Below are 23,984 nucleotides of genomic sequence, written 5' to 3' on the forward strand. Positions count from 1 at the left end.
CGCATCCAACCACGTGTGGCTGGAAGCACGCTCATTACCCATGGGTTACCCAGCCGGGAACGCGGTCAGACAGTCCCGGGCCAGGACGCGGGCCAGGGATTCCACCACCTCGGGCGCGTAGTCCGCGGCGGTCGCCAGCCGCAGTTCCTCCAGCGCCGTCAGGGGCCCGCCGGGCCCTGCGTCCCGCGCCTTCTCCTCGTAGGCGTTGACGGCCCGCACGATCCGGGCGGCGACCGGCTGTTCCCGGTAGGGGTCGGCCTGCCGCTCGACGACCACGGCGACCGCCCGGTCGACGCCGGTCTGGCGGACCACGGCCCCGCCGAGCAGCGCGATCCGGCGCTGCTCGGCCGCCGGCAGGCCGGCGGTGGCGCCCGCCGGGACCGGGTCGACCAGGCTGAGCTGGCCGATGTCGTGCATGAGCGCGGCGCACTCCAGGACGGCGAGCTCCGGCCTGGTCAGCCCCAGGTCCCGGCCGACGGCCCGGCTGAGCGCGGCCACCCGCCGGGCGTGCCCGGCCGGGGTGTACCCGGCGATCTCGGTGGCGCGGGCGAGGGAGGCCATGGTCTGCCGGTTGGTGGTCCGCACGGCCGCGTACCGGCGGAAGGACATCTGGGTGAGCAGCAGCGGCAGCGAGAACACCGGCAGCGCCCACAGTCCCGCGACGGCGACCGCGAGCGAGGTCACCGCGCCCGTGGCGCACACCGCGGAGCCGATGCCGAGCAGCGCGCGCAGTTCGTCCCGCAGCAGCGGGCCGAAGGGCCAGCCGGTGCGGGAGTGCGCGAGCGCGGCGGCGAGGACGGCGTCGCACAGCGCGGTCAGGGCGAGCAGCGCCGGCAGCAGCAGCGCGTACGCGGGGCCGACCCAGGTGTCGAACATCCCGCGGTCGTACAGCGGCTGGAAGCACACGGCGGCGAAGGCGACGGCGAGCACCCGCCGGGCGAGGTGGTCGGTCACCGCCCGCTGTCCGCGCGCGATGTGCGGCACGTTGCCGGCCAGGGCGGCGGCGAGGACGACGGTGACGACCTGCACGGCGCCGTGGGTGGTGGGCCGGCCCGCGTTGTCCCCGAGCAGCGCGTACGACAGCGCCGCGGCGGCCCCGAGCGGCGCGGCCTCCCGGACCCGGGCGCCGGTCCACCGGGCGAGCTCGCCGACGGCGACGAGCAGGCCGAAGGCGAGGGCGGTGGGGCGTTCGACCAGGCCGGTCCAGCAGGTGGCGAGGAGGGAACCGGCGGCCACCAGGGCGGCCGCGGTGTGGATGAGGAGCGTCAGCGGCGGGCGGGGGCTCACCGGCGCGCCCGGGGCCTGCCGCCGACGCGCGGCGCGGGCGGGGCCGCGCGGTCCTCCTCGGCGGTGACCGTCGGGCGCCAGCCGTGCCGGGCGAGCGCCCGGACCAGCGCGCCGACCATCCGGGGGTCGAACTGGGCGCCCGCGCACCGCTGGAGTTCCTCCAGGGCCGCGGAGACCGGCCGCGCCCTGCTGTAGGAGCGGGTGGACGTCATCGCGTCGAACGCGTCGGCGACCGCCACCACCCGCGCCGACTCCGGGATCTGGCCGCCGGCCAGCCCGTACGGGTATCCGCTGCCGTCCAGCCGTTCGTGGTGGTGCAGCACCGCCGCCCGTGCCTCGCCCAGGAATCCGATGCCGCGCACCATCTCGTGCCCGTACTCCGGATGCAGTTCGATCACCCGCCGTTCCTGTGCGGTGAGCGGGCCGTCCTTGCGCAGCAGCCGGGTGGGGACGCCGAGCTTGCCGACGTCGTGCAGGATCCCGGCGAACCGCAGCACCTCGACGCGCGCCTCGTCCATGCCGAGTTCGCGCGCGATCATCATGGACGCCTGCCCGACCCGCTCGCTGTGCCCGCGCGTGTAGCCGTCCTTGATGTCGACGGCCTGCACCAGGGCCCGGATCGTCGCCTGGTGGGCGGCCCGTTCCCGGTGGTACTGCGCGAACGCCCACCCCGACACGCACATCGGCAGCAGCACCAGCAGCGCGGCCACCGGCCCGTACGGGCTGTGCCACAGCACGGCCATCATCAGCCCGGCGAGGCCGTGCACGGCGACCGGCGCGAGGGACCGCACGAACAGCCCCCGCCAGGCCCGCCGCACCGGCACCCGCTCGGCCAGCGCGAGGATCCCCCCGTCCAGCGCGGTCAGCGCCAGGCAGAAGGTGAGGACCGCGGTCCCGGCGGGGAGCAGGGCGTAGGGGAAGTCGGAGGCCGCGACGGCGTCCGGTCCGCCCAGTGCCCGGTGCACGTGGGCGGCGGCGCACAGGGCGAGGGGCAGTTGGGCGGCCCGCCAGGTCCGGCGCAGCCACGGTGAGCGCCGGCCGACCGGCGAGAGCAGCGCGCCGGGCAGCGGCACCAAGGCGGCGGCGGGCGGCGGGAGCAGGAAGGCCCCGGCGAGGAGCACGGGGTAGAACGTCCCGGCGAACGGCCATCGGGCGGCGGCCTGCTCGCCGGCGGCGTACAGCGCGGCCGGCAGCGCGACCGCCCACCAGGGCGTGCGCGGGCCGGACAGCGGGAGCAGACAGCACGCGGCGCCGAGGACCGCACAGGCGACGTACACGCGTGCGCGTGCCGACACCGCCTCCATCACGCCTCTCCCCCCGGCCGAGCCTGCTCAGGCTGAGGAGCCTAGGGCGGGGAGGGGGAGTCCGCGGGCTGTTGGCCCGCGGATTAGCACGTTCGGGTGACGACGGCCCGTCTTGGCGGGGGTTCAGGACTCCTGGGGGGTGACCGGGGAAGCGGTCACGTCGTGCTCGGGGACGGCCTGGCCGGAGCGGATCAGGTCGATCCGCCCCATCACCTTGGAGCGCAGGTCGGTCGGCACGTCGTCATGTCCGCAGCACCGCTTGACCAGCTTCTTCACGGCCTGCTCCAGACCGTACTTCTCCAGGCACGGGGAGCACTCCTGGAAGTGCTGCTCGAACTTGTTGCGGTCCACGTCGGGCATCTCGCGGTCGAGGAACTCGTAGAGGTGGTCGAGGACCTCACCGCAGTCCGTCTCGTGCGGCTCTCCGCAGCTCATGAGCCCGAGCCTTTCGCTTCGTTCGACTCTCCGGCGCCGGCCGGGACCAGGCCTCGCTCGCGGGCGTAGTCCTCGAGCATGCCGCGCAGCTGACGGCGGCCCCGGTGCAGCCGGGACATCACCGTACCGATGGGTGTCCCCATGATGTCGGCGATCTCCTTGTAGGCAAAGCCCTCGACGTCCGCGAGATAGACGGCGATGCGGAACTCCTCGGGGATCGCCTGGAGGGCTTCCTTCACGTCCGAGTCCGGCAGGTGGTCCAGTGCCTGCGACTCCGCCGAGCGCAGACCCGTCGACATGTGCGACTCGGCGCGGGCCAGCTGCCAGTCCTCGATCTCCTCGGCCGCGGAGCGCTGCGGTTCCCGCTGCTTCTTGCGGTAGGAGTTGATGAACGTGTTCGTGAGGATCCGGTACAGCCACGCCTTCAGATTGGTGCCTTCGCGGAACTGGTGGAAGGACGCGTACGCCTTGGCATACGTCTCCTGCACCAGGTCCTCGGCGTCGGCCGGGTTGCGCGTCATGCGCAGGGCGGCCGAGTACATCTGGTCGAGGAATTCGAGCGCGTCCCGCTCGAAGCGCGCGCTGCGCTCCGACGTCGACTCCGCGCTCATGCCCTGGCCCTCGGGCAGCTCCGCCTGGCCGTTGTCGGTCCCTGCGTCGATCCCAGTGACCGGACCCACCTCCTCAAGATTCCGGGCAGCACCGAAACCGATGCCACCAGAATCGGAGGATAGACGACTACCCGGCTCCGCCGCCCCTCGAAAAGGAGCGGCCTTCGCCGCATGCAGCACCGTCCAGTCCAGGTCAGCGCGGCTGCTGCGGCTCGGGCAGTAGGTCGAACCCATGCGGCGGACTTCCTCTCCTGAGACATCGGTGCTGGTGGTCCAGCACGTCTGTCCGCTCAACAGTGGCCGCGCGCGCGGCATTCCCGGCCCCTCAGACCAGTGCGGCCGTCCACCGCGCCACGCCGTCGGTGATGACCTCCAGGGCGTGCTCCTGTCCGGTCGCGGCCCGCTTCGGCACGGCGAAGCCGTGATCCCCGTACTCCACCTCGATCAGCTCGTAGTCGCCCTCGGGAAACTCCTCCGGCCTGCCGAACGGATCGTTTCCGCCCTGCACGACGAGGACGGGCACCCCCGCGCCGAGCAGTTCGCCGGCCCGGGACTTCTCCGGCCTGCCCGGCGGGTGCAGCGGGAAGCTCAGGGCGAGCACGGCGCGCGCCCCCAGCTCTGCGGCGGTGCGGCAGGCGACGCGGGCGCCGGCGCTGCGACCGCCCGCGACCACCGGCAGTCCGGGGGCGGCGAGCGCGGGCCACACGCCCCGCCAGCCGGCGTCGAGCGTCTTCGGCGCGGGCGCCACCTTCTTGCCGGCCACCCGCCAGGGCTGTTCCACGAGGGCGACGCTCACCCCGTGCCCCGGCAGCACCTCGGCGAGGGCCCGCAGGTCCGGGGCCTCCACACCGCCGCCGGCGCCGTGCCCGAGGGCGAGCACCAGCCGCGCCTCCCCGGCCTCGTGCCAGGTGATGCGGGCGTCCCCCGTCTCCGTGCCAATGATCTCGGTCGTCACATCAGAAGAGTGTGCCCGCTTCGGGTCCGTCGAGCTCCTTCAGCAGCTCCGGTCCGTTGTTGCGGACGTTGCTGACGGCGGTGGAGACGGGGTAGGCGCGCATCAGGCCGGGCGGGGGCGGCTGGAGCAGCGCGCGCAGCTCGTCGGGGTCGGTGCGAGCCGGGTCCAGCCAGGCGTCCCAGCGGTCCGGGGTGAGCATGAGCGGCATCCGGGGGTGGATCTCGGCGAGCGAGCCCGGTCCCTCGGCGGGGGCCACGGCGAGGGGGGTCGTCTCCGCCTCGGTCGTGATCACCGTGCAGGTCGCCCACCAGGCCTGCGGGTGGTCGTCCGGCAGCGTCCGGTCCCGCCAGAACTCGTACAGCCCGGCCATCGCGAACACCGACCCGTCGGCGGGCAGCACGAAGTACGGCTGCTTGCGCGGCCGCTTCCGCTTGCCCTCGACCTCCAGGTCCCGCTCCTGCCGGCCGGTGACCCACTCGTAGTAGCCGTCGGCCGGGACGACGCACCGGCGCGTGGCGAAGGCCCGCCGGTAGGACGGCTTCTCGTGGACGGTCTCGGCGCGGGCGTTGATCATGCGCGCCGCGCCCTCGGGCGTCTTCGACCAGGACGGCACCAGGCCCCACTTCAGCCTGCGCAGCTGGCGGACGGGGCGCGGGTCGCCGGTGTCCTTCAGCGGGCGGTCGAGGACGACGTGGACCTCCTTGGTGGGGGCCACGTTGTAGTCCGGCTCGAGAGCCTCCGCGGGCTCCCACTTCTCGATCTCAAAGACTCCTGCGAGATCCTCGGCCCCACGACTCGCTGCATACCGTCCGCACATGCGTGCCACACTGCCAGATTCCGCACCGGGAGAGGGAGCCACCGAGCCACCATGGACAGCGCCGCCAGCACCGCACCCGCCTCGCTCGCGTCCCTGTGGGACGAGGTCTTCGGCATTCAGCCGGACCCCGACCTGTGGGTGGTGATCGCAACTCTCGTCGCCGCGCTCGCGGTGACCGTCCCGCCGGGCCTGTGGCGGGTGTCGCGCAACGCGATCACCATCGCCCACGAGGGCGGGCACGGACTGGTCGCGCTGCTCACCGGCCGCACCCTGACCGGCATACGTCTGCACTCGGACACCAGCGGCCTGACCGTCAGCCGCGGCAAGCCGCACGGTCTCGGCATGATCCTGACGGCGGCGGCCGGCTACACCGCTCCCCCGCTGCTGGGTCTGGGCGGCGCCGCGCTGCTGGCGGCCGGCCGCATCACGCTGCTGCTGTGGCTGGCGACGGCGCTGCTGCTGGCGATGCTGGTGATGATCCGCAACGCCTACGGCGTGCTGACGGTGGTGCTGACGGGCGGCACGTTCCTGCTGGTGTCCTGGCTGGCGGGGGCCCAGGTGCAGGCGGCGTTCGCGTACGCGGTGGTGTGGTTCCTGCTGGCGGGCGGCGTGCGTCCGGCGTTCGAGCTGCAGGCCAAGCGCAGGCGGGGAGGCGCCGGGGACTCGGACGCGGACCAGTTGTCCCGGCTGACGAACGTGCCGGCCGGGTTGTGGCTGTTCCTGTTCCACGCGGTGTCGCTGTGCTCGCTGATAGGGGGCGGGCGCTGGCTGCTGGAGCTCTGAGCGCGCGCCCGCGCGCCGTCGCGCGGCGGCGCACGACCGCTCGGCTACCGCGGCGCGTGGGCGCACCGCAGGCGTCCCCGTCGACGCGTTCGTCGGCGCCCTCGTCGGTGCCCTCATCAGCGCCCTCGTAGGTGCCCGCGCGGCGGCGCGCTCCGTGGGGCTGCGCGGCGGCGCCCCGTGGGCCCGCGTGACGGCGCCCGCAGGCCCGTACGACCGCGTCCCGCGGGCCCGACCAGCCACAACGGCGCCGCACCAGAAGCACGGGCTGCTTATAGAGTGGGCCCATGGCCCAGAACCCCGCACCCACCGCCCTCTGGCCCGCCCCGCACGCGAGCGGGGCCGTCGACGCGACGGTCCACGTGCCCGGGTCCAAGTCGGTCACCAACCGCGCCCTGGTGCTCGCCGCGCTCGCCTCCGAGCCCGGCTGGCTGCGCCGCCCGCTGCGCTCCCGTGACACGCTGCTGATGGCGGGCGGACTGCGCGCCATGGGCGTGGAGATCGAGGAGGGGGTCGGCCCCGACGGCTCCGGGGAGGCCTGGCGCGTGCTCCCGACGGGCCTGCGCGGCCCGGCCACGGTGGACGTCGGCAACGCCGGCACGGTGATGCGCTTCCTGCCGCCGGTCGCCGCGCTGGCCGACGGCCCCGTCCGCTTCGACGGCGACCCGAGGTCGTACGAGCGTCCCCTGAACGGCGTCGTCGACGCGCTGCGCGTCCTCGGCGCCCGGATCGACGACGACGGCCGCGGCGCGCTGCCGCTGACGGTGCACGGCGGCGGAGCGCTGGACGGCGGCACGGTGGAGGTCGACGCCTCCTCCTCGTCCCAGTTCGTCAGCGCCCTGCTGCTGTCCGGTCCGCGCTTCAACCAGGGCGTCGAGGTCCGTCACGTCGGCGCCTCGCTGCCCTCCCTGCCGCACATCCGGATGACCGTCGACATGCTGCGCTCGGTCGGCGCCCAGGTGGACACCCCGGAGTCGGGCGGCGAGCCGAACGTCTGGCGGGTGACGCCGGGCGCCCTGCTCGGGCGGGACCTGACGATCGAGCCGGACCTGTCCAACGCGCAGCCGTTCCTGGCGGCGGCCCTGGTCACCGGCGGCAAGGTGGTCGTGCCCGACTGGCCGGAGCGCACCACCCAGCCCGGCGACAGGCTCCGCGAGATCTTCACCGAAATGGGTGGTTCCTGCGAGCTCACCGATTACGGACTCGTGTTCACCGGTTCGGGTGCTGTTCACGGCATCGACGTGGACCTGGGCGAGGTCGGCGAGCTGACTCCGGGCATCGCCGCGGTCGCCGCCCTCGCCGACTCCCCGTCGACCCTGCGCGGGGTGGCCCACCTGCGGCTGCACGAGACGGACCGGCTGGCCGCGCTGACCAAGGAGATCAACGAACTCGGCGGCGACGTGACCGAGACCGCCGACGGCCTGCACATCCGCCCGCGCCGCCTGCACGGCGGGATCTTCCACACCTACGAGGACCACCGCATGGCGACGGCCGGCGCGATCATCGGCCTGGCGGTCGAGGGCGTGCAGATCGAGGACGTGGCGACGACGGCCAAGACCCTGCCGGAGTTCCCCGAGCTGTGGACCGGGATGCTGGGCGGCGTGGAGAGCCGGGGCTGACGGCATGCGCCGCTACGGCAAGCACACCGACGAGGACGACATCCGCAGCCGCCCGAACCGCAAGGGCAACCGGCCGCGCACGAACATCCGCCCCAAGCACGAGGACGCGGCCGAGGGCATGGTCCTCACCGTCGACCGCGGCCGGCTGACCTGCCTGGTGGACGGCAGGACCGTACTGGCGATGAAGGCGCGCGAGCTGGGCCGCAAGGCGGCGGTGGTCGGCGACCGGGTGGCCATCGTCGGTGACCTGTCGGGACAGAAGGACACCCTCGCGCGCATAGTCCGCATCGAGGGGCGCTCCTCGCTGCTGCGCCGCACGGCCGACGACGACGATCCCTACGAGCGCGTGGTCGTGGCCAACGCCGACCAACTGGCGATCGTCACCGCCCTCGCCGACCCGGAGCCGCGCCCGCGCCTGATCGACCGGTGCCTGGTGGCGGCGTACGACGGCGGACTCGACCCGCTGCTGGTGCTGACCAAGTCGGACCTCGCCCCGCCGGACAAGCTCCTGGAGCTGTACGGCGACCTCGACATTCCCTACGTCGTCACCAGCCGCGAGGAACTGGAGAGCGGCGGTGCGGCGGACCGGGTGCGCGAGCACCTCGCCGACAAGATCACCGCGTTCGTCGGCCATTCCGGCGTCGGCAAGACGACGCTGGTCAACGCGCTGGTCCCGGAGGACCGGCGGCGGCTGACAGGACACGTCAATGCGGTCACCGGCCGCGGCCGGCACACCACCACCTCGGCGCTCGCCCTGCCGCTCGCCGGGGCGGACGGCTGGGTGGTCGACACCCCGGGCGTCCGGTCCTTCGGCCTGGCCCACGTCGACCCGTCCCGGGTCATCCTCGCCTTCCCCGACCTCGGACCCGGCACGGAGAACTGCCCGCGCGCCTGCAGTCACGACGAGCCGGACTGCGCGCTGGACCAGTGGGTCGCCGAGGGCCACGCCGATCCCGCCCGCCTGTACTCGCTGCGCCGGCTGCTGGCCAGCCGGGAGCACACCGAAGGCGACTGACCACCGCGTTGTTTGGGTGGACACGAGTCCGGCAAGTGCATAATCGCCGAACCGGACCAACGGGAGGACAGCACATGGCGTGGCTGCTGGTCATCGTGGCCGGGATGCTGGAGACCGGTTTCGCGGTGTGCCTCAAGCTGTCCCACGGTTTCACCCGGCTGTGGCCCACGATCGCCTTCTGCGTCTTCGCGCTCGGCAGCTTCGGCCTGCTCACCCTCTCGCTGCGGAAGCTGGACGTCGGCCCGGCCTACGCCGTGTGGACCGGCATCGGCGCGGCGGGCACCGCGATCTACGGCATGATCTTCCTCGGCGACCTGGTGTCCACCCTGAAGATTGTCTCGATCAGTCTGGTCATCCTCGGCGTCATCGGCCTGCAGCTGTCGGGCTCGGCGCACTGAGACACCGGGCCGGGAGGCCGCCCGGTCTCCCCTCTCCGACCGCCTGAACAGCTTGAACAGCTTGAACAGCCTGGACGTCTCGAACTGCTTCTCGAGCGGCCTGACAGGCAGTCACGGCGTCACGGCGTCACACGGTCACGCCGTCAACTGGCGCTGCATCGTGGTCCGTACGAGGTCCGCGACGCCGCCCTCTCCCGGCGGGGCCGTCACGCAGGACAGGGCCACGCGTATCACCAGCTCGCAGGAGCGGGCGAGGTCCGCGGTGTCCGGCCCCGGCGCTCCGGGGCCGGACAGGACCGCGACGGCCCGGTCGCGGACCGTCGCCACCAGGTCGCCGGGCGAGGGCAGCGGACCGTCCGCCCGGCGCTGCGCCGGCACGGCCGAGGTCGAGGGCACCGCCGACAGCGTCGGAGAGGGCAGCCACGGGCTCCAGCAGCCGGTGAGCACGGCCCGCACGAGCGCGTTCCCGCGGGCCGCCGACGCCGTCCACTCGGCGACGGCGACCAGCCGGTCGCGGGCGTCGGAGCAGCCGGTCAGCGCCCGCTCGACCCCGGCGAGATAGCCGTCCGCCTCGCGTCTCACAAGCGCGCGGGCCAGCCCCTCCTTGCTGCCGAACTCGTTGTACAGCGTCTGGCGGGACACTCCGGCCGCCGCGGCCACGTCCACCATCCGCACGGTGGACCACGGCCGGCGCGCCAGCGCCGAGTACGCGGCGTCCAGTAGGGATTCCCGCGCTGCAGGCATCATCGCCTCCCTGGGGCGAGCGGCTCTGCGCCCAGATTTGACGCGTGCGGGAGCACTGTCAAGGGTGCGCGGGGGCAGGCGGAGGCACTCTTCGGACACCAGGTGCCGCCCCTCCTACGACAGGGCCCGGTGGCCCCTCACCGACCTGGCCGGATAGCGTTCGTTCCATGCCGGACTACCTTGACGACCTGCGCTTCGCCCACGTTCTCGCGGACGCCGCCGACGCGGCGACCATGGACCGCTTCAAGGCTCTCGACCTCAAGGTCGAGACCAAGCCGGACATGACACCGGTGAGCGAGGCCGACAAGGCAGCGGAGGAGCTGATCCGCGGCCAGCTGCAGCGCGCCCGTCCCCGGGACGCGATCCTCGGCGAGGAGTACGGCGTCGAGGGCACGGGGCCCCGTCGCTGGGTGATCGACCCCATCGACGGCACCAAGAACTACGTGCGCGGGGTGCCGGTGTGGGCCACCCTGATCTCCCTGATGGAGGCCGGCGAGACCGGCTTCGAACCCGTCGTCGGCGTCGTCTCCGCCCCCGCCCTGGGCCGCCGCTGGTGGGCCGCGAAGGGGCACGGCGCGTTCAGCGGGCGCAGCCTGTCCTCGGCGACCCGGCTGCACGTCTCACGCGTGTCTCGGCTGTCGGACGCCTCGTTCGCGTACTCCTCGCTGTCCGGCTGGGAGGACCAGGGCCGGCTGGACGGCTTCCTCGACCTCACCCGCGAGGTGTGGCGCACGCGCGCGTACGGCGACTTCTGGCCGTACATGATGGTCGCCGAGGGCTCGGTCGACATCTGCGCGGAGCCCGAGCTGTCCCTGTGGGACATGGCCGCCAACGCGATCGTCGTGACCGAGGCCGGCGGCACCTTCACCGGACTCGACGGCCGCCCGGGCCCGCACAGCGGCAACGCGGCCGCCTCCAACGGCCTGCTCCACGACGAACTGCTGGGCTACCTCAACCAGCGCTACTGACGTCGGCGGCATGATCCGAACGACAGGCCCTAAGGTGCGGGCATGAGCTCGCGGACGTACCTCTCCGAACTGTTCTCGCTGGACGACCGGGTCGCCGTGGTGACCGGCGGCAGCTCCGGCATCGGCCGGGCCATCACCGGGGCGCTGGCACGGGCGGGCGCGAGCGTGGTGGTCGTGGCCCGCAGGGAGGCGGAACTGGCGTCCACGGTTGACGAGTTGACGGCCGACGGCTGCCGGGCGGCCTGGGTGAGCGCCGATCTGAGCAGCCGTGAGGGTGTGCGCGCGGCGGCCGAGGAGGCGGCCGGGGTGTTCGGGGAGCCCGACATCCTGGTCAACTCCGCCGGGGTCAACCTGCGTCCTCCGCTGGGCGAGTTGGGCGACGACGTGTGGGACACCACGATGGCCGTGAACCTGGAGGCACCGCACCTGCTGGGCCGGCGGTTCGGGCCGGGCATGGCCGAGCGGGGCTTCGGCCGGATCATCCACATCTCCTCCCAGCAGGCGCACCGGGCGTTCGTGCAGAGCGGCGCCTACGGCGTGTCCAAGGGGGCGCTGGAGTCGCTGGCCCGTTCCCAGGCCGAGGCCTGGTCGCCGTACGGGGTCACCTGCAACACGCTGGTGCCGGGGTTCGTCATGACGCCGCTGAACGCCCGGCTGTCGTCGGACCCGGAGAAGGTGGCGGCGCTGGCCGCGCGGACCATGGTGGGGCGCAACGGCCTGGCCGAGGACTTCGCGGGCGCGGCGGTCTTCCTGGCGAGCCGTGCCTCCGCGTACGTCACCGGTCAGTCGATCTTCGTCGACGGCGGCTTCTCCGTGCACTGACCGTGCGCCGGCCGCCCATCACCCGTTCGGGGATGACTGCCCCGCGCCCTCTTGTTGACCCGCGCTTTGCCTGTCACTCTGAAAGTCCCCCCGCTTGTGCATTTGTGAATCCATGAACAAACTGCGGGGCACCCTCAGGAGGTGGCTCATTCCATGCTCGTCCGTGACGCCATGAGCACAGTCGTCCTCACCATCGGCCCCGCGCACACCCTGCGTCAGGCCGCGGCCCTCATGTCCGCCCGTCGCATCGGCGCGGCCGTGGTCCTCGACCCCGACGCCGGCGGTATCGGCATCCTCACCGAACGCGACATCCTCAACTCCGTCGGCCTCGGCCAGGATCCCGACACGGAGCGCGCCCACGCCCACACGACCACCGACGTGGTGTTCGCCGCCCCGTCATGGACGCTGGAGGAGGCGGCCCGCGCCATGGCGCACGGCGGTTTCCGGCATCTCATCGTCTGCGACCGGGGCGAGCCCGTCGGCATCGTCTCGGTCCGCGACATCATCCGCTGCTGGGCTCCGGCGCGGCAGCAGGTGCCGGCCTGACACGGCGCCGAGCGGCACCCCATGACGCTCCATGACGCTCCATGACGGACGGGCCGGGCCCCTTCGCAGGGATGTCCCGGCCCGTCCACTACGGCAAGCGGTGGTCCAGCACTGTCAGCCGCGCAGGGCCTGGAACGCGGCCTCCAGCCGCTTGCCGAAGTCCTCGTCCGCCCGGCGGAAGTTGCCGATCGCGCGCTCGGCGATGTCGTCGCGCGAGACCTTGGCGAGGGAGCCCGCCAGGTTGCCGATCAGGCGTTCCTTCTCGCCGTCGGACATCAGACGGTAGAGGTTGCCCGCCTGCACGAAGTCGTCGTCCTCGGCGTGCACCGGGGCCTCGTGGTCGCCGGTCACGCCGCTGACCGGGATCGGCTGCCACAGCGGCCGGTCCGTCTGGAAGGGGCCGCCGAAGCTGTTCGGCTCGTAGTTCTTCGCGCCCTTGTGGCGGCCGTCGTACAGGTAGCCGTCACGGGCGTGGGTGCGCGCCTCGGTGGCGTGCGGGCGGTTCACCGGCAGGTGGTCGGCGTTGATGCCGACGCGGTAGCGGTGCGCGTCGCCGTACGCGAAGAGGCGGCCCTGGAGCATCTTGTCGGGCGACGGGCCGATGCCCGGCACGAAGTGCGCGGGGCTGAAGATGCTCTGCTCGACCTCGGCGAAGACGTTCTCCGGGTTGCGGTTGAGCTCCAGCTTGCCGATCTCCACGACCGGATGGTCGGCGTGCGGCCAGACCTTGGTCAGGTCGAACGGGTTGAAGCGGTAGGCCGCCGCGTCCGCCGCCGGCATGATCTGCACGCCCACGGTCCACGTCGGGTACTCGCCCCGCTCGATGGCCTCGCGCAGGTCGCGCTGGTGGGAGTCGGGGTCCCGGCCCGCGAGGACCTCGGCCTCCTCGGCGGTGAGGTTCTTGATGCCCTGGTCGGTCTTGAAGTGGTACTTGACCCAGAAGACCTCGCCGGCCTCGTTGTTCCACTGGAAGGTGTGCGAGCCGAAGCCGTCCATGTGACGGTAGGACGCCGGGATGCCCCGGTCGCCGAACAGCCAGGTCACCTGGTGGGTCGACTCAGGGGACAGCCCCCAGAAGTCCCAGACGTTGTCGGCCTCCTGGCTGCCGGTGTACGGGTCGCGCTTCTGGGTGTGGATGAAGTCCGGGAACTTGACGGCGTCCTTGATGAAGAACACCGGGGTGTTGTTGCCGACGAGGTCGTAGTTGCCCTCCTCGGTGTAGAACTTCACCGCGAAGCCGCGCGGGTCGCGGACGGCGTCGGCGGCGCCGAGGTTGCCGGCCACGGTCGAGAAGCGCAGGAAGACCTCGGTCTGCTTGCCGGCCTCGGAGAGGAAGGCGGCGCGCGTGTACGGCGTGACGTCGGCGGTCACCGTGAAGGTGCCGTAGGCCCCGGCGCCGCGGGCGTGCACCACGCGCTCCGGGATGCGCTCGCGGTTGAAGCGGGCCAGCTTCTCCAGGAGCAGCTGGTCCTGCACGAGCACGGGGCCGCCGGCGCCCGCGGTCTCGCTGTTCTGGTTGTCGGCCACCGGTGCACCGGCTTCCGTAGTGAGCGGTCCCTGCGTCACGTGCGCCTCCTGCATGACTTCCTGCTGTTTCTGTTCCTCGGCCAAAGCCAGGCTTGATCCTACATTGGACTAAATCCAAGTCAAGCACGGCTCCAAAGTCACATCTATTCAGGATCTGGGCATCTTGCTGTTAAACTGGCCCGCATGAGTGACCTTTTGGAACGGCTGCGCGGACGCGGATGGCGCATGACCGCACAGCGGCGGGTCGTGGCCGAGGTTCTCGACGGCGAGCACGTCCACCTGACCGCGGACGAGGTCCACGCCCGGGCCGTCGCCAAGCTGCCCGAGATCTCCCGGGCGACCGTCTACAACACGCTGGGCGAGCTGGTCTCCCTCGGTGAGGTGCTCGAGGTCGCCACCGACAAGCGCGCCAAGCGCTACGACCCGAACGCGCACCGGCCGCACCAGCACCTGGTCTGCGCCGGGTGCGGCGCGATCCGGGACGTCCACCCGAGCGGCAACCCGCTCGCCGACCTGCCCGACTCGGAGCGCTTCGGCTTCACGGTCTCGGACGTCGAGGTGACCTACCGCGGCCTGTGCCCGAGCTGCGCGGCGGCATAACTCCTTCCCGAAGCCCCGGCCCCTCGCGGACGCCGGGGCTTTGTGCTGCCCGGGAGCCACACCCGCACGCGCCCGCCGAACGCACCGAGGGCCGGAATCCAAGATCTGGATTCCGGCCCTCGGCCTTCAGTAGCGGGGACAGGATTTGAACCTGCGACCTCTGGGTTATGAGCCCAGCGAGCTACCGAGCTGCTCCACCCCGCGGCGATGAATGAAACACTACGTGAAGGACGTGCACAGAGGCAAATCACTTCCGGCGCGGGCCGGGCCCGCCCCGGCGCACGCCGGGCCTGCTCCCGTAGCGGCCGGCGCGCTCCACGGCAGACCGCGCGCGCTCCGTGGCGGGCCGGTCGCTACGGGGCTGGTCCGGTGGCCGTTACGCCGACAGTTCCTCACGCAGCGCGTCCCGCAGCCGGGCCGCCCGCTCGGCGACCTCGCCGGGCCCCAGGGACACCGCGCGATCGGCCCACCGCTGCCCCTCCACCAGCTCGCCCCGACGCGCGTAGACGAGGGCCAGCCGCAGCGCCGCCCTGCCGTGCCCGGCATCGGCGGCCCGGGTCCACCAGAGCGCCGCCTCCGGCTCGCTGCCCTCCCGGGCCAGCAGCAGCCCGAGATTGAAGGCGCCGTTGCGGGACCCGGCCTCGGCCGCCTCCCGGTACCAGCGGGCCGCCTCCACGACGTCCCCGCGGGCCGCGGCCAGCATCCCCACCCGCACCTGCGCCCGCCGGTGCCCCTGGGTGGCGGCGCGCTCGTACCACTCCTCGCACTCGGTCTTGACGTGCACCGGCTCCCCGAGCTCGTGCGCGGCCGTCGGCGGCCGGCGCGCGTCCAGCACGGTCGCCAGCCGGTAGGCGGCCTCCGCGCTGCCGCCCCCGGCCGCGCATCTGAGGTACCGCTCCGCCGCGAGGTCGTCCCTCTCCCGCAGCCGCGCCATCCCCACCTGCAGCGCCGCCTCCGTGTGGCCGGCGGCCGCGGCACGCTCGTACCAGCGCAGCGCGGCCTCGTCCTCGCCCCGGCCGGCGTAGAGGATGCCCAGGTTGAACGCGGCGTCGACGCTCCCGGCCTCCGCGGCCTTGGAGAACCACGGCTCGGCGCCCGTCGCGTCACCGCCCTGCAGCAGCAGGATCGCCAGCGCGTTCGCCGCCTCCCGGTGCCCCGCGTAGGCCGCCCGCCGGTACCACTGCTCGGCCTGCGCGGTCCGCCCCTGCTCGGCGCACAGCAGCCCGAGGTTGTAGGCGCCGTTGTCGTCCCCGGCGTCCATCGCCGCCCGGTACCAGCGCTCGGCGGTCTGGGTCTCGCCGCGCTCCGCGTGCAGCGCCCCCAGCGCGTTGGCCGCGTTGCCGTCCCCCTCCTGGGCGGCGCGCAGCCACCACACGGCCGCGCTCTCCGTGTCCCCGGCGTCACGCAGCAGGAAGCCCAGGGCGCAGGCGGCCCGCGCCTCGCCGTCCTTGGCCGAGGTCAGGTACCAGCGCCCGGCCTCCTTCAGCTCGCCCCGCTTCTCCAGGATCGCCCCGAGGTGCAGCGCGGCCCGCCGGTGCCCGCGCGCGGCGGACTGCCGGTAGAACTGCGCGGCCTGCGCCATCAGCGCGGCACCGCCGTCGCTCCCGCACTCCTCCGCGAGCGCGGCCTTCCGGTCGAGCGCGCGGGCCAGCCGGTACGCCGCCTCGCGGTGCCCGCGCTCGGCCGCGGCCCGCATCCACCGCTCGGCGGCGGAGTCCTGACGGTGTTCCAGCAGGTCGGCGAGCGCGTAGGCGCCGAGCACGTGCCCCTGCTCGGCGGACTGCCGCAGCCAGTACTCGGCGGCCGGCTCGTCCCCGCGCTCGCGGTGGTGGCGCCCCAGCGCGTGCGCGGCCGCGGCCGACCCGGCGACGGCGGCGATGCGCCACCAGCCGGCTGCCTCCTCGGGGTATCCGCGCTGGTGGAGGAGGACTCCCAGGTTGTTGGCGGCGGCACGGTCGCCGGCGGCGGTGGCGGCACGCAGGTGTGGCTCGGCTCCGTCGAGATCGCCGCGGCGCAGCAGCATGGCCCCGAGGACGCTCATCGCCTCGACGTCACCGGCCTCGGCCGCGAGCCTCCGACGCACCTCCTCGGCGGCCTCCTCGGCTGCCTCACCGGCCTCCCCACCGTCGGAAGGCTGCACAAATCGCCCTGACTCGAACAGAGTTGCCTTCTCCCCCATAACGTCCATCGTCGCACCACCTGCTACCCCGGTACACCTGGTATACCGCAGCCAGTGAGGTCACTTCAGCGTTTTGTCGACATGCCCACAGAGAGACAAGTCAAACACAGATCGGCCAACTCCCCACGGCGGCGCGGCCGTCACCTGCCCCCCGGCACACGTGTTCGCACACGACGAAGGCCCGGATCCTTTTCAGGATCCGGGCCTTCGTCTTCAGTAGCGGGGACAGGATTTGAACCTGCGACCTCTGGGTTATGAGCCCAGCGAGCTACCGAGCTGCTCCACCCCGCGCCGTTGTGTTGCAACCGTACCACGGCGCGGGAGGGGCGTTCGATCAGCCGCCGCTCGGACTGCCGCTGGGGCTACTGCTGGGACTGCCGCTGGGGCTGGGTGTGGCGCTGCTCTTGGAGCCGCCGCTGGTCTTGTCGGCCTTGGCCTGCGCCGCCTCGGCCCGCCGCAGAGCGTCCTCCAGGTCCTTCTGCGCCTGGCCGTACGCCTTCCAGTCGCCCTTCTTCAGGGCCGCCTGGCCGGCGTCGAAGGCCTTCTGGGCGTCGGTGAGCGCCTCTTGGACCGTCGGGTTACCCGATGTCGGCGGCTTGGTCGTGGACTCGTCCGGTGGCGTGGTGGTGGCGCCTTCCGCTCCGAAGACCTTGTCGAGGGCCTGGTCGAGGGTGTCCTCGAAGGCGGTGTTGCCTCCGTAGGTGACCAACACCTTCCGCAGCAGCGGGTACTTGAGCCCACCGCCGCGCACGTAGACCGGCTCCACGTACAGCAGTCCTCCGTCGAGCGGCACCGTGAGCAGGTTGCCGTACTCGACCTCGGAGTCGCCGCGGCTGAGCAGGCTGATGGTCTCGGCGATGTTCTGCTCGGAGTTGAACTGGCTCTGCACCTGTTTGGGCCCGTTGACCGTCGTGTTGGTCGGCAGCTTCAGGATTCTGATCTTGCCGTAGTCGGGCGTGCCCGCCTCGGCGTCGACCGCCATGAACCCGCTGAGGTTGTCACGCCCGTTGGGTGTGAACGTCGTCGTCAGCGAGAACGCCTGGGAGGACTGGTCGGGCATCTTCATGCTGAGGTAGTACGGCGGCACCGCGTCGCCCGACTTGTTGGTCGGGTCGTCCGGCACCTGCCACACCTCGGAGCCGCTCAGGAAGGTCTGCGCGTCCCTGACGTGGTAGCGGGTCAGCAGCTCACGCTGGACCTTGAACAGGTCCTGCGGGTACCGCAGATGGGCCAGCAGGTCGCCCGAGATGTCCTGCTTGGGCTTCACCGTGCCCGGGAACGCCTTCATCCACGTCTTCAGGACGGGGTCCTTGGTGTCCCACTGGTAGAGCTTGACCTCGCCGCTGTAGGCGTCGACGGTCGCCTTCACCGAGTTGCGGATGTAGTTGACCTGGTTCTGCTGGGCCACCACCGCGCGGGAGTTGTTCGTCGCGGTCAGCGAGTCGGCCGTGGTGTCGCCGAGGGTCGTGCGCGAGGCGTAGGGGTAGCCGTTCGTCGTCGTGTAGGCGTCGACGATCCACTGGATGCGGCCGTCCACCACCGCCGGGTAGGCGTCGCCGTCGATGGTCAGCCACGGGGCGACCGCCTCGACGCGCTCCTTGGGCGTGCGGTTGTACAGGATCCGCGAGCCCTCGCCGATCGCCCCGGAGTACAGGATCTGCGGCTCGCTGAACGCCACCGCGTACGCGGCCCGGTTGACCGGGTTGGCGAGGTTGACGCCGCTCTCGCCGGTGTAGCTGATCGTCTTCTCACCGCTGTCGTCGGAGTAGTCGATCTCCTTCTGAGGACCGCCGACGATCGAGTACGTGGTGGTCTTCTCGCCGTAGTAGACGCGCTGCTGGTACTTGCCGAGGTCGCCCTTGGACGGCAGGTCCGACTCGGTGAAGACGGGCCGGCCCTCGCTGTCGGCCTCGGTGCCCTTGGCGGCGACCACGCCGTAGCCGTGGGTGTAACGGAAGTGGTCGTTGATCCAGTTGTTCTTCGGGATGCCGTTCAGGTTCAGCTCACGCAGACCGAGGACGGTGTCCTGGTCCTTGCCGTCCTTGCTGTAGCGGTCGACGTCCAGATTGGTCGGGAACGCGTAGTAGTTCCTGATCTGCTGGAGCTGCTGGAACGTGGGCGAGACGATGTTCGGGTCCATGATCCGGATGCTCGCCGTGGAGTCCACGTCGTCGCGCAGCTTGGTCTTGTTCGTGCTGGTGCTGGTCCCCGAGTACTCGGTGACCTTCGCGTCGTCGATGTCGTACGCGTCGCGGGTCGCCTTGAGGTTCTTCTGGACGTACGGCGCTTCCTTGGCCTGCTCGTTGGGCTGGACCTGGAACTTCTGCACGATCGCCGGGTACAGCCCCCCGATGAGGATCGCCGACAGGACCATCAGGCCGAAGCCGATCACCGGCAGCTGCCAGGTGCGCCGCCACAGCGTCGCGAAGAACAGCACCGCGCAGATGACGGCGATGCAGAACAGGATCGTCTTGGCCGGCAGGTAGGCGTTGGCGTCGACGTACCGCAGGCCCGTCCAGTTGTCGGTGGCCTTGAAGTCGCTGGACTTCACCGCCAGGCCGTACCGGTCCAGCCAGTAGGCGACCGCCTTCAGGGCGACGAAGATGCCGAGCAGCACCGACAGGTGGCCGGTCGCCGCGGACGTGGCACGCGCGCCCGGGGAGGTGATCCGCAGGCCGCCGTACAGGTAGTGGGTGAGCGCGGCGGCGATGACGGACAGGATCGCGGCGGCGAAGCCGAAACCGAGCAGGAAGCGGTACCAGGGCAGGTCGAAGGCGTAAAAGGAGACGTCAAGGTGGAACTGCGGGTCCTTCTGGTGGAAGGGCACGCCGTTGACCCACATCAGCCAGGTCCGCCACTGGCTGGAGGCGGAGGCGCCCGCGATCAGCCCGACCAGGGCGGTGATCCCGAGCAGCAGCCACTTCTTGTACGGCGCGATGCCCATCCGGTAGCGGTCGAGGTTCTGCTGTTCCATCGACATGGCGCTCAGCGGCGGGCGCAGGCGGTGGGCGAGCCAGATGTTCACACCGACCGCCAGCGCCATCAGCAGGCCGAAGACGAAGAACAGGCCGATCTTGGTCGACATGGTCGTCGTGAAGACCGACGAGTATTTGACCGACCGGTACCACAGCCAGTCCGTCCAGAAGCCCGCGAACATGGTGAACGCCATGCCGAGAACGGCAAGCACGCCCAGTGTCATGAGCAGGGTCCGGACGCGCCGGGACGGGCGGCCCACTCTCATCCGCGGCCCCGTGGGGCCTCCGCCGCGGTCCGGCATCTGGAAAGCCAAGGTGCGCACCTCGAAGTCGCTGTCGTCAATTCAGGCCCGCGTGTTCGTGGACCGGGCGTGGCCCCCGTGATCCGGGGGCCCACACCTATGCAACTTACTCACCGTTTACTCGGTTCCCGATTCCGCCCGGGAACGAGGCAGGATTGTGACCATGTCCAACACACCCATGGCGGCGAGCCCGCTCACCCGGGCCGTGCTCGAGATCGACGAGTACGCCTCCGGCCTCGGCTGGGACCAGCCCGCCCGCCTCTTCGCCCTCGTAGACACCGCTCGGCTGCGGGCTGATGAACCTGCCCTCGCTGCCCAGCTCGGCCTGGAGGACGAGCCCGAGACCACCGGTCTCACCCCGATCGAGCAGGACGAGATCCCCGCGGGCCGGCCGCTGGACGAGTTCCTCGGCACGATCGCCTGGCCGGACGCGGTGGCCGGCTGCGCGCTCACCGTGGAGCGCCTGATGCTGCCGCCGTCGGCGGAGGCGTCCGTCCCCCAGGACCTGGACGAGAAGGGGCTGGCCCGCTGGGTGGCCGAGCACCCGGAGCGCCAGGAGGTCCGGATGACGGTCGCGGTGCTGCGCGACGGCGCCCGCGAGTCGGCGCTGCGGCTGCGCGAGAAGGACTCGCCCACGGAGGTTCTGACGGGCTCCGACCTGGTGCCGGGGCTGGCGCAGGCGCTGGCCGCCACGTTCGAGGACTGACCGCCGGGGACTGACCGCGCCCGGCACGGTCTCGCGGTACGGGGCCGGGGAAGCGCGGGGGCGCTCCCGGCCCCGTCCGGAACGGGTGCGCCGGCTCTGGGCCGGCCGGTTTCCCGGCGTTTCCCGGCGCTTCCCCGGCCGTCGGTTTCTCGGCGCTGCTCGGCGTTTCCCAGCGTTTCTGGGCTGTCAGCCCTTGGCCGCGCATTTCGGCAGGTCGGAGGTCTCGCCGGTACGGATGTCCTTCAGCGCGTCGAGGGCGTCGCCGATGGTCTTCACCTTGACCAGCGTGAGCCCGCCCGGGGTGTCCTTCGCGGCGGCCGAGCAGTTGTCGGCCGGGGTGAGGAAGTACCGGGCGCCCTTGTCGCGCGCGCCCACCGTCTTCATCTCGATGCCGCCGATGGGGCCCACCTTGCCGGCGTCGTCGATGGTGCCGGTGCCGGCCACGAACGCGCCGCCGGTGAGGCTGCCCGGGGTGAGCTTGTCGTAGATGCCGAGCGCGAACATCAGGCCGGCGCTCGGCCCGCCGACGTCGGCGAGCTTGATGTCGATGGTGAACGGGAACGTGTGGTCGGTGCCCGCGGAGATCCCGACGATGGCGCGCCTCTCCCCGGTGTCGTCGGAGGCCTTGGTCGTGATGGTCACGTTCTTCGTCCGGGTCGCCGTCTTGTGCTGCTTCTCGGCGGCGGCCTGCTCCTTGGCGGGCACGATCGTGAAGACGACGTTCTGGCCGGGCTTGTGCTTGGTCACGAGCTTCGCCACGTCGGCGGGCGCCTTGACGGCCGTGCCGTCGACGGCCTTGATGACGTCGCCGGCGTGCAGCCGGCCCTCGGCCGGGGAGTCCTTGACGACGGTCGAGACGATCACCCAGGACGCCACCGGGACGCCGAGTTCCTTCAGGGCGGCGACCTTGGCGCTCTCCTGCGACTGGCTGAACTCCTCGGCGTTCTCCTGGTTGGACTGCTCCTCGGTCTTGCCGTCCGGGTAGAGCGTGTTGTGCGGCACGACCTTGTTGTCGTGCGCGAGCCAGCCGTACACGGCCTCGACGAGGTTCATCTTGTAGTCGGCGCTGGTGACGCGCACCGTGGTCATGTTCAGGTGACCGCTGGTCGCGTAGGTCTTGCGACCGGAGATCTGCAGCACCGGCTCGCCGCCGTGCTCCCCGAGCGTGTTCACCGTCGGTCCCGGCGACATCTCCGAGTACGGCACGGGGATGAACACTCCCGCGCACAGGAGCGCGATCAGCATCAGGGTGGAGGCGAGCATCGTCGCGGTGCGGCGTGGCATGCCACGACAGTACGGGACGCCTCTGTCAGCGCACCGTCAGCCCCACCCCTGTCATGTACCGGAGTGTCATGTACCCGAGTGGGACTTCTCCATGGCCTCCCGGAACCGGGCGTACCCGTCCAGCTCGGGACCGTCGCTGCGCGTCTTTCTGGTCCGGTTGGCCCAACTGCCCCACAGCCCGGCGGCGATCGCAGCCACCAGAGGAATCAACAACCAGACGAGCACGCCCATGCCGACCTCCCGACCCCGATGAGCGACCGCAACAACTGACTGATCAGCAGATTAACCATGCGCACTGACAACGCTCACGGCGGGGGTGGGGTCACGCAACCCGAGGTCGTACAAAAGGATTCACGACACGTTGCCGGGGACCGAGCTACGCGCCGACCCATTCCTCGGTTCCGTCGGAGAACGTCTGGTGTTTCCAGATGGGCACCTCGTGCTTGAGGTCGTCGATCAGCTTCCGGCAGGCGTCGAAGGCCTCCCCCCGGTGCGGACACGACACGGCCACGACGACCGCCAGGTCCCCGACCGCGAGGTCCCCGACCCGGTGCACCGCGGCGAGGGCGCGCACCGGATACTCAGCCGCCACCTTCTCGGCGATCCGCCGCATCTCGGCCTCGGCGCTCGGATGACACGAATAGCCCAGCCTGTCGACGTCGGCTCCACCGTCGTGGTTGCGCACGGTCCCGACGAACAGCGCGGTCCCGCCGGCCGCGTCGTCCCCTACGGCGCGGAAGATCTCGTCCACGGACAGGGGCGTCTCGCGGACGCCGATGAGCTTGACGGGGTCGTCCGCGGCCTGCTCACCGGGGTGCTGGTGCGTGGGTTCCATGGGCCCCATCGTGCCTCACGGCTCCGACAACGCGGAACGGCCCCGCGACTCCGGCGGACACCCGCCGCGGCGGACGACGGGACCCACCGCTCAGATCCGCCGTCGCGCCTTGCGTGCCCGTCGCACCACGGCCGCCGCGCCGAGCAGCGCCACCGTCGCGCCCGCGGCCCCGGCCGCCGTCGCGTCCTTGCGTCCCAGCCGCCGGCCGGCGACCGTGTGCCGCCCGGAGACCTCCTCCAGGAGCTGCGCGAGGACTTCCTCGTTGGTCCACTGCGGCCGCCACCCCGCGTCGTGCAGCCGGCTGCCGCTCACCACCCAGGGGTACATCGTGTACGCGAGGTCTCCGGCCGGGGACGGCGTCAGCCCGATGCGGTGCAGCCGGGCCGCCGCCCCCAGCGCGACCGCGGACGGCAGCTCCATGCGCCGGATGCCGCTGAGCTCCTCGACCTCCTCCTGCTCCAGCCAGCCCTCGCAGCCGACGGCGAGCTCCCCCTCGACCTTCTCCAGAACGGCGTACTCCAGTGCCCCGCACAGGTCCTCGACGTGGCAGAACTGCCACGCCGGCCGCGACCCGGCGACGACGAGCAGCCGCGGCGACTCGAAGTACCTGGTCAGCGCGGTGTCCGTGCCGCCCACCAGCACGGCGGGGCGTACCACGGTGACGTTGAGCCCCGGGTGCGCACGGGGAGCGCGGCGCGCCAGCCGCTCGATCTCCAGCAGGTCCCCCACCCCGGTGGCCTCCGCGGTGGCCCGCAGCTCCGCGTCCTCCGACAGCGGCAGCTCGTTGTCCGGCAGCGCCCCGTAGACCATCGCCGAGGTGCACAGCACGACCCGGTGGACGCCGGCCGCCGCGGCGGCCGTCAGGACGGTCTGCGTCCCGCGCACGTTGTACGCCGAACGGGCCGCCGAGTCGGTCTCCAGGTCCAGGTCGAGGGCCAGGTGCACCACCGCGTCGGCCCCGCGCAGCTTGTCGGCGATGGCCGGGTCCCGCACGTCGAGGATGTGCCACTGGGCCGCCGCGCACTCGCCGCGCCGTTCGTCGATGGCGACGACCTGCCTGATCTCGTCGGACGCGGCGAGCCGCTCGGTGAGCAGCGCGCCCACCCCCGACGCGGCGCCGGTGACCGCGACGACGGGCCCGCGTGTCGCGGGACTGGTTGACCGGTTTCGCGCTGCGCGAACCTGCGGATCTGGGGAACTCACCGGGCGTCTCCAGCGGTTGTCTTCAGTACGGATGCGAGTGACGCGTCCGTACCAGGTGGCATCCATCCTGCC

Annotated in this window: 23 protein-coding genes and 2 tRNA genes; 9 read left to right on the top strand and 16 right to left on the bottom strand. The window is 72.0% G+C overall.

Features of this window, described 5'->3' with window-relative positions:
* Positions 1-45 precede the first annotated feature (45 nt).
* The 6 genes from ACZ5GT_RS07750 to ACZ5GT_RS07775 form a co-directional block, all read right to left on the bottom strand.
* Positions 46-1,287 carry an HD-GYP domain-containing protein gene (locus ACZ5GT_RS07750; RefSeq protein ID WP_469016440.1) on the bottom strand — a complete coding sequence of 414 codons (1,242 nt, stop codon included), beginning with the start codon at positions 1,285-1,287 and terminating at the stop codon, positions 46-48.
* On the bottom strand, positions 1,284-2,591 hold the full coding sequence (locus ACZ5GT_RS07755) for an HD-GYP domain-containing protein (protein ID WP_469016444.1): 1,308 nt from the start codon (positions 2,589-2,591) through the stop codon (positions 1,284-1,286). The genes ACZ5GT_RS07750 and ACZ5GT_RS07755 overlap by 4 nt, the downstream gene beginning before the upstream one ends.
* A 123-nt stretch (positions 2,592-2,714) precedes the next feature.
* A complete protein-coding gene (rsrA, locus tag ACZ5GT_RS07760; RefSeq protein ID WP_469016447.1) occupies positions 2,715-3,026 on the bottom strand; it encodes a mycothiol system anti-sigma-R factor in 312 nt (103 codons plus the stop codon).
* A complete protein-coding gene (gene sigR, locus ACZ5GT_RS07765; protein WP_469016450.1) occupies positions 3,023-3,706 on the bottom strand; it encodes an RNA polymerase sigma factor SigR in 684 nt (227 codons plus the stop codon). Before sigR ends, rsrA begins: the two co-directional genes overlap by 4 nt.
* A 256-nt stretch (positions 3,707-3,962) precedes the next feature.
* Positions 3,963-4,592: an alpha/beta hydrolase family protein gene (locus tag ACZ5GT_RS07770; RefSeq protein ID WP_469016453.1), complete on the bottom strand. Its 630-nt coding sequence runs from the start codon at positions 4,590-4,592 to the stop codon at positions 3,963-3,965.
* Position 4,593: 1 nt separating this feature from the next.
* On the bottom strand, positions 4,594-5,409 hold the full coding sequence (locus ACZ5GT_RS07775) for an SOS response-associated peptidase (protein ID WP_469016460.1): 816 nt from the start codon (positions 5,407-5,409) through the stop codon (positions 4,594-4,596).
* A 51-nt stretch (positions 5,410-5,460) separates the two neighbouring features.
* Between ACZ5GT_RS07775 and ACZ5GT_RS07780 the strand changes: the two genes are divergently transcribed.
* From ACZ5GT_RS07780 to ACZ5GT_RS07795, 4 genes are all read left to right on the top strand, one after another.
* Complete coding sequence (locus tag ACZ5GT_RS07780; RefSeq protein WP_469016467.1) at positions 5,461-6,192, top strand: M50 family metallopeptidase; 732 nt, start codon at positions 5,461-5,463, stop codon at positions 6,190-6,192.
* 284 nt (positions 6,193-6,476) lie between these two features.
* Complete coding sequence (gene aroA, locus ACZ5GT_RS07785) at positions 6,477-7,808, top strand: 3-phosphoshikimate 1-carboxyvinyltransferase (RefSeq protein WP_469016473.1); 1,332 nt, start codon at positions 6,477-6,479, stop codon at positions 7,806-7,808.
* Between the two features lie 4 nt (positions 7,809-7,812).
* A complete protein-coding gene (gene rsgA / locus ACZ5GT_RS07790) occupies positions 7,813-8,823 on the top strand; it encodes a ribosome small subunit-dependent GTPase A (RefSeq protein ID WP_469016478.1) in 1,011 nt (336 codons plus the stop codon).
* Between the two features lie 74 nt (positions 8,824-8,897).
* On the top strand, positions 8,898-9,221 hold the full coding sequence (locus ACZ5GT_RS07795; protein WP_469016484.1) for a DMT family transporter: 324 nt from the start codon (positions 8,898-8,900) through the stop codon (positions 9,219-9,221).
* 135 nt (positions 9,222-9,356) lie between these two features.
* On the opposite strand, the gene ACZ5GT_RS07800 is transcribed toward ACZ5GT_RS07795, so the two are convergent.
* Positions 9,357-9,968 (bottom strand): TetR/AcrR family transcriptional regulator, encoded by a 612-nt coding sequence (locus tag ACZ5GT_RS07800; protein ID WP_469016489.1) that lies wholly within the window; start codon positions 9,966-9,968, stop codon positions 9,357-9,359.
* A gap of 164 nt (positions 9,969-10,132) precedes the next feature.
* Between ACZ5GT_RS07800 and hisN the strand changes: the two genes are divergently transcribed.
* The 3 genes from hisN to ACZ5GT_RS07815 all read left to right on the top strand — a co-directional run bounded on the left by hisN (position 10,133) and on the right by ACZ5GT_RS07815 (position 12,301).
* On the top strand, positions 10,133-10,933 hold the full coding sequence (gene hisN, locus ACZ5GT_RS07805) for a histidinol-phosphatase (protein WP_469016494.1): 801 nt from the start codon (positions 10,133-10,135) through the stop codon (positions 10,931-10,933).
* A gap of 42 nt (positions 10,934-10,975) precedes the next feature.
* Positions 10,976-11,755 carry an SDR family NAD(P)-dependent oxidoreductase gene (locus ACZ5GT_RS07810; protein ID WP_469016497.1) on the top strand — a complete coding sequence of 260 codons (780 nt, stop codon included), beginning with the start codon at positions 10,976-10,978 and terminating at the stop codon, positions 11,753-11,755.
* A 153-nt stretch (positions 11,756-11,908) separates the two neighbouring features.
* The gene (locus ACZ5GT_RS07815; RefSeq protein ID WP_469016500.1) at positions 11,909-12,301 is read left to right on the top strand and encodes a CBS domain-containing protein; all 393 of its coding nucleotides are present in this window, start codon (positions 11,909-11,911) and stop codon (positions 12,299-12,301) included.
* A gap of 114 nt (positions 12,302-12,415) precedes the next feature.
* Here the strand turns inward: ACZ5GT_RS07815 and ACZ5GT_RS07820 are convergent, their stop codons facing one another.
* Positions 12,416-13,867, bottom strand: a complete 1,452-nt coding sequence (locus ACZ5GT_RS07820) for a catalase (RefSeq protein ID WP_469016503.1) — start codon at positions 13,865-13,867, stop codon at positions 12,416-12,418.
* Between the two features lie 144 nt (positions 13,868-14,011).
* Between ACZ5GT_RS07820 and ACZ5GT_RS07825 the strand changes: the two genes are divergently transcribed.
* Positions 14,012-14,428, top strand: a complete 417-nt coding sequence (locus tag ACZ5GT_RS07825) for a Fur family transcriptional regulator (RefSeq protein ID WP_324787600.1) — start codon at positions 14,012-14,014, stop codon at positions 14,426-14,428.
* A gap of 130 nt (positions 14,429-14,558) precedes the next feature.
* Here ACZ5GT_RS07825 and ACZ5GT_RS07830 read toward each other — a convergent pair.
* From ACZ5GT_RS07830 to ACZ5GT_RS07845, 4 genes are all read right to left on the bottom strand, one after another.
* Positions 14,559-14,632: transfer RNA gene (locus ACZ5GT_RS07830), tRNA-Met, on the bottom strand.
* Between the two features lie 172 nt (positions 14,633-14,804).
* Positions 14,805-16,616, bottom strand: coding sequence for a tetratricopeptide repeat protein (locus ACZ5GT_RS07835; protein ID WP_469016507.1), 1,812 nt, complete (start codon positions 16,614-16,616; stop codon positions 14,805-14,807).
* Between the two features lie 208 nt (positions 16,617-16,824).
* Positions 16,825-16,898: transfer RNA gene (locus ACZ5GT_RS07840), tRNA-Met, on the bottom strand.
* Between the two features lie 43 nt (positions 16,899-16,941).
* The gene (locus tag ACZ5GT_RS07845) at positions 16,942-19,884 is read right to left on the bottom strand and encodes a UPF0182 family membrane protein (RefSeq protein WP_469017001.1); all 2,943 of its coding nucleotides are present in this window, start codon (positions 19,882-19,884) and stop codon (positions 16,942-16,944) included.
* 163 nt (positions 19,885-20,047) lie between these two features.
* Here ACZ5GT_RS07845 and ACZ5GT_RS07850 point away from each other — a divergent pair, with 163 nt between their 5' ends.
* Positions 20,048-20,590, top strand: a complete 543-nt coding sequence (locus ACZ5GT_RS07850; protein WP_469016514.1) for a PPA1309 family protein — start codon at positions 20,048-20,050, stop codon at positions 20,588-20,590.
* Positions 20,591-20,776: 186 nt separating this feature from the next.
* On the opposite strand, the gene ACZ5GT_RS07855 is transcribed toward ACZ5GT_RS07850, so the two are convergent.
* The 4 genes from ACZ5GT_RS07855 to ACZ5GT_RS07870 all read right to left on the bottom strand — a co-directional run bounded on the left by ACZ5GT_RS07855 (position 20,777) and on the right by ACZ5GT_RS07870 (position 23,912).
* The gene (locus ACZ5GT_RS07855; protein WP_469016521.1) at positions 20,777-21,874 is read right to left on the bottom strand and encodes a YlbL family protein; all 1,098 of its coding nucleotides are present in this window, start codon (positions 21,872-21,874) and stop codon (positions 20,777-20,779) included.
* A 66-nt stretch (positions 21,875-21,940) separates the two neighbouring features.
* Positions 21,941-22,072 carry a hypothetical protein gene (locus ACZ5GT_RS07860; protein WP_469017016.1) on the bottom strand — a complete coding sequence of 44 codons (132 nt, stop codon included), beginning with the start codon at positions 22,070-22,072 and terminating at the stop codon, positions 21,941-21,943.
* 178 nt (positions 22,073-22,250) lie between these two features.
* Entirely contained in the window at positions 22,251-22,709 is a 459-nt protein-coding gene (locus tag ACZ5GT_RS07865) for a molybdenum cofactor biosynthesis protein MoaE (RefSeq protein ID WP_469016526.1), read from the bottom strand.
* A 90-nt stretch (positions 22,710-22,799) separates the two neighbouring features.
* Positions 22,800-23,912, bottom strand: a complete 1,113-nt coding sequence (locus ACZ5GT_RS07870; protein WP_469016530.1) for an SDR family oxidoreductase — start codon at positions 23,910-23,912, stop codon at positions 22,800-22,802.
* Between the last annotated feature and the right edge of the window lie 72 nt (positions 23,913-23,984).

The organism is Streptomyces sp. NPDC031340 (assembly GCF_055569945.1).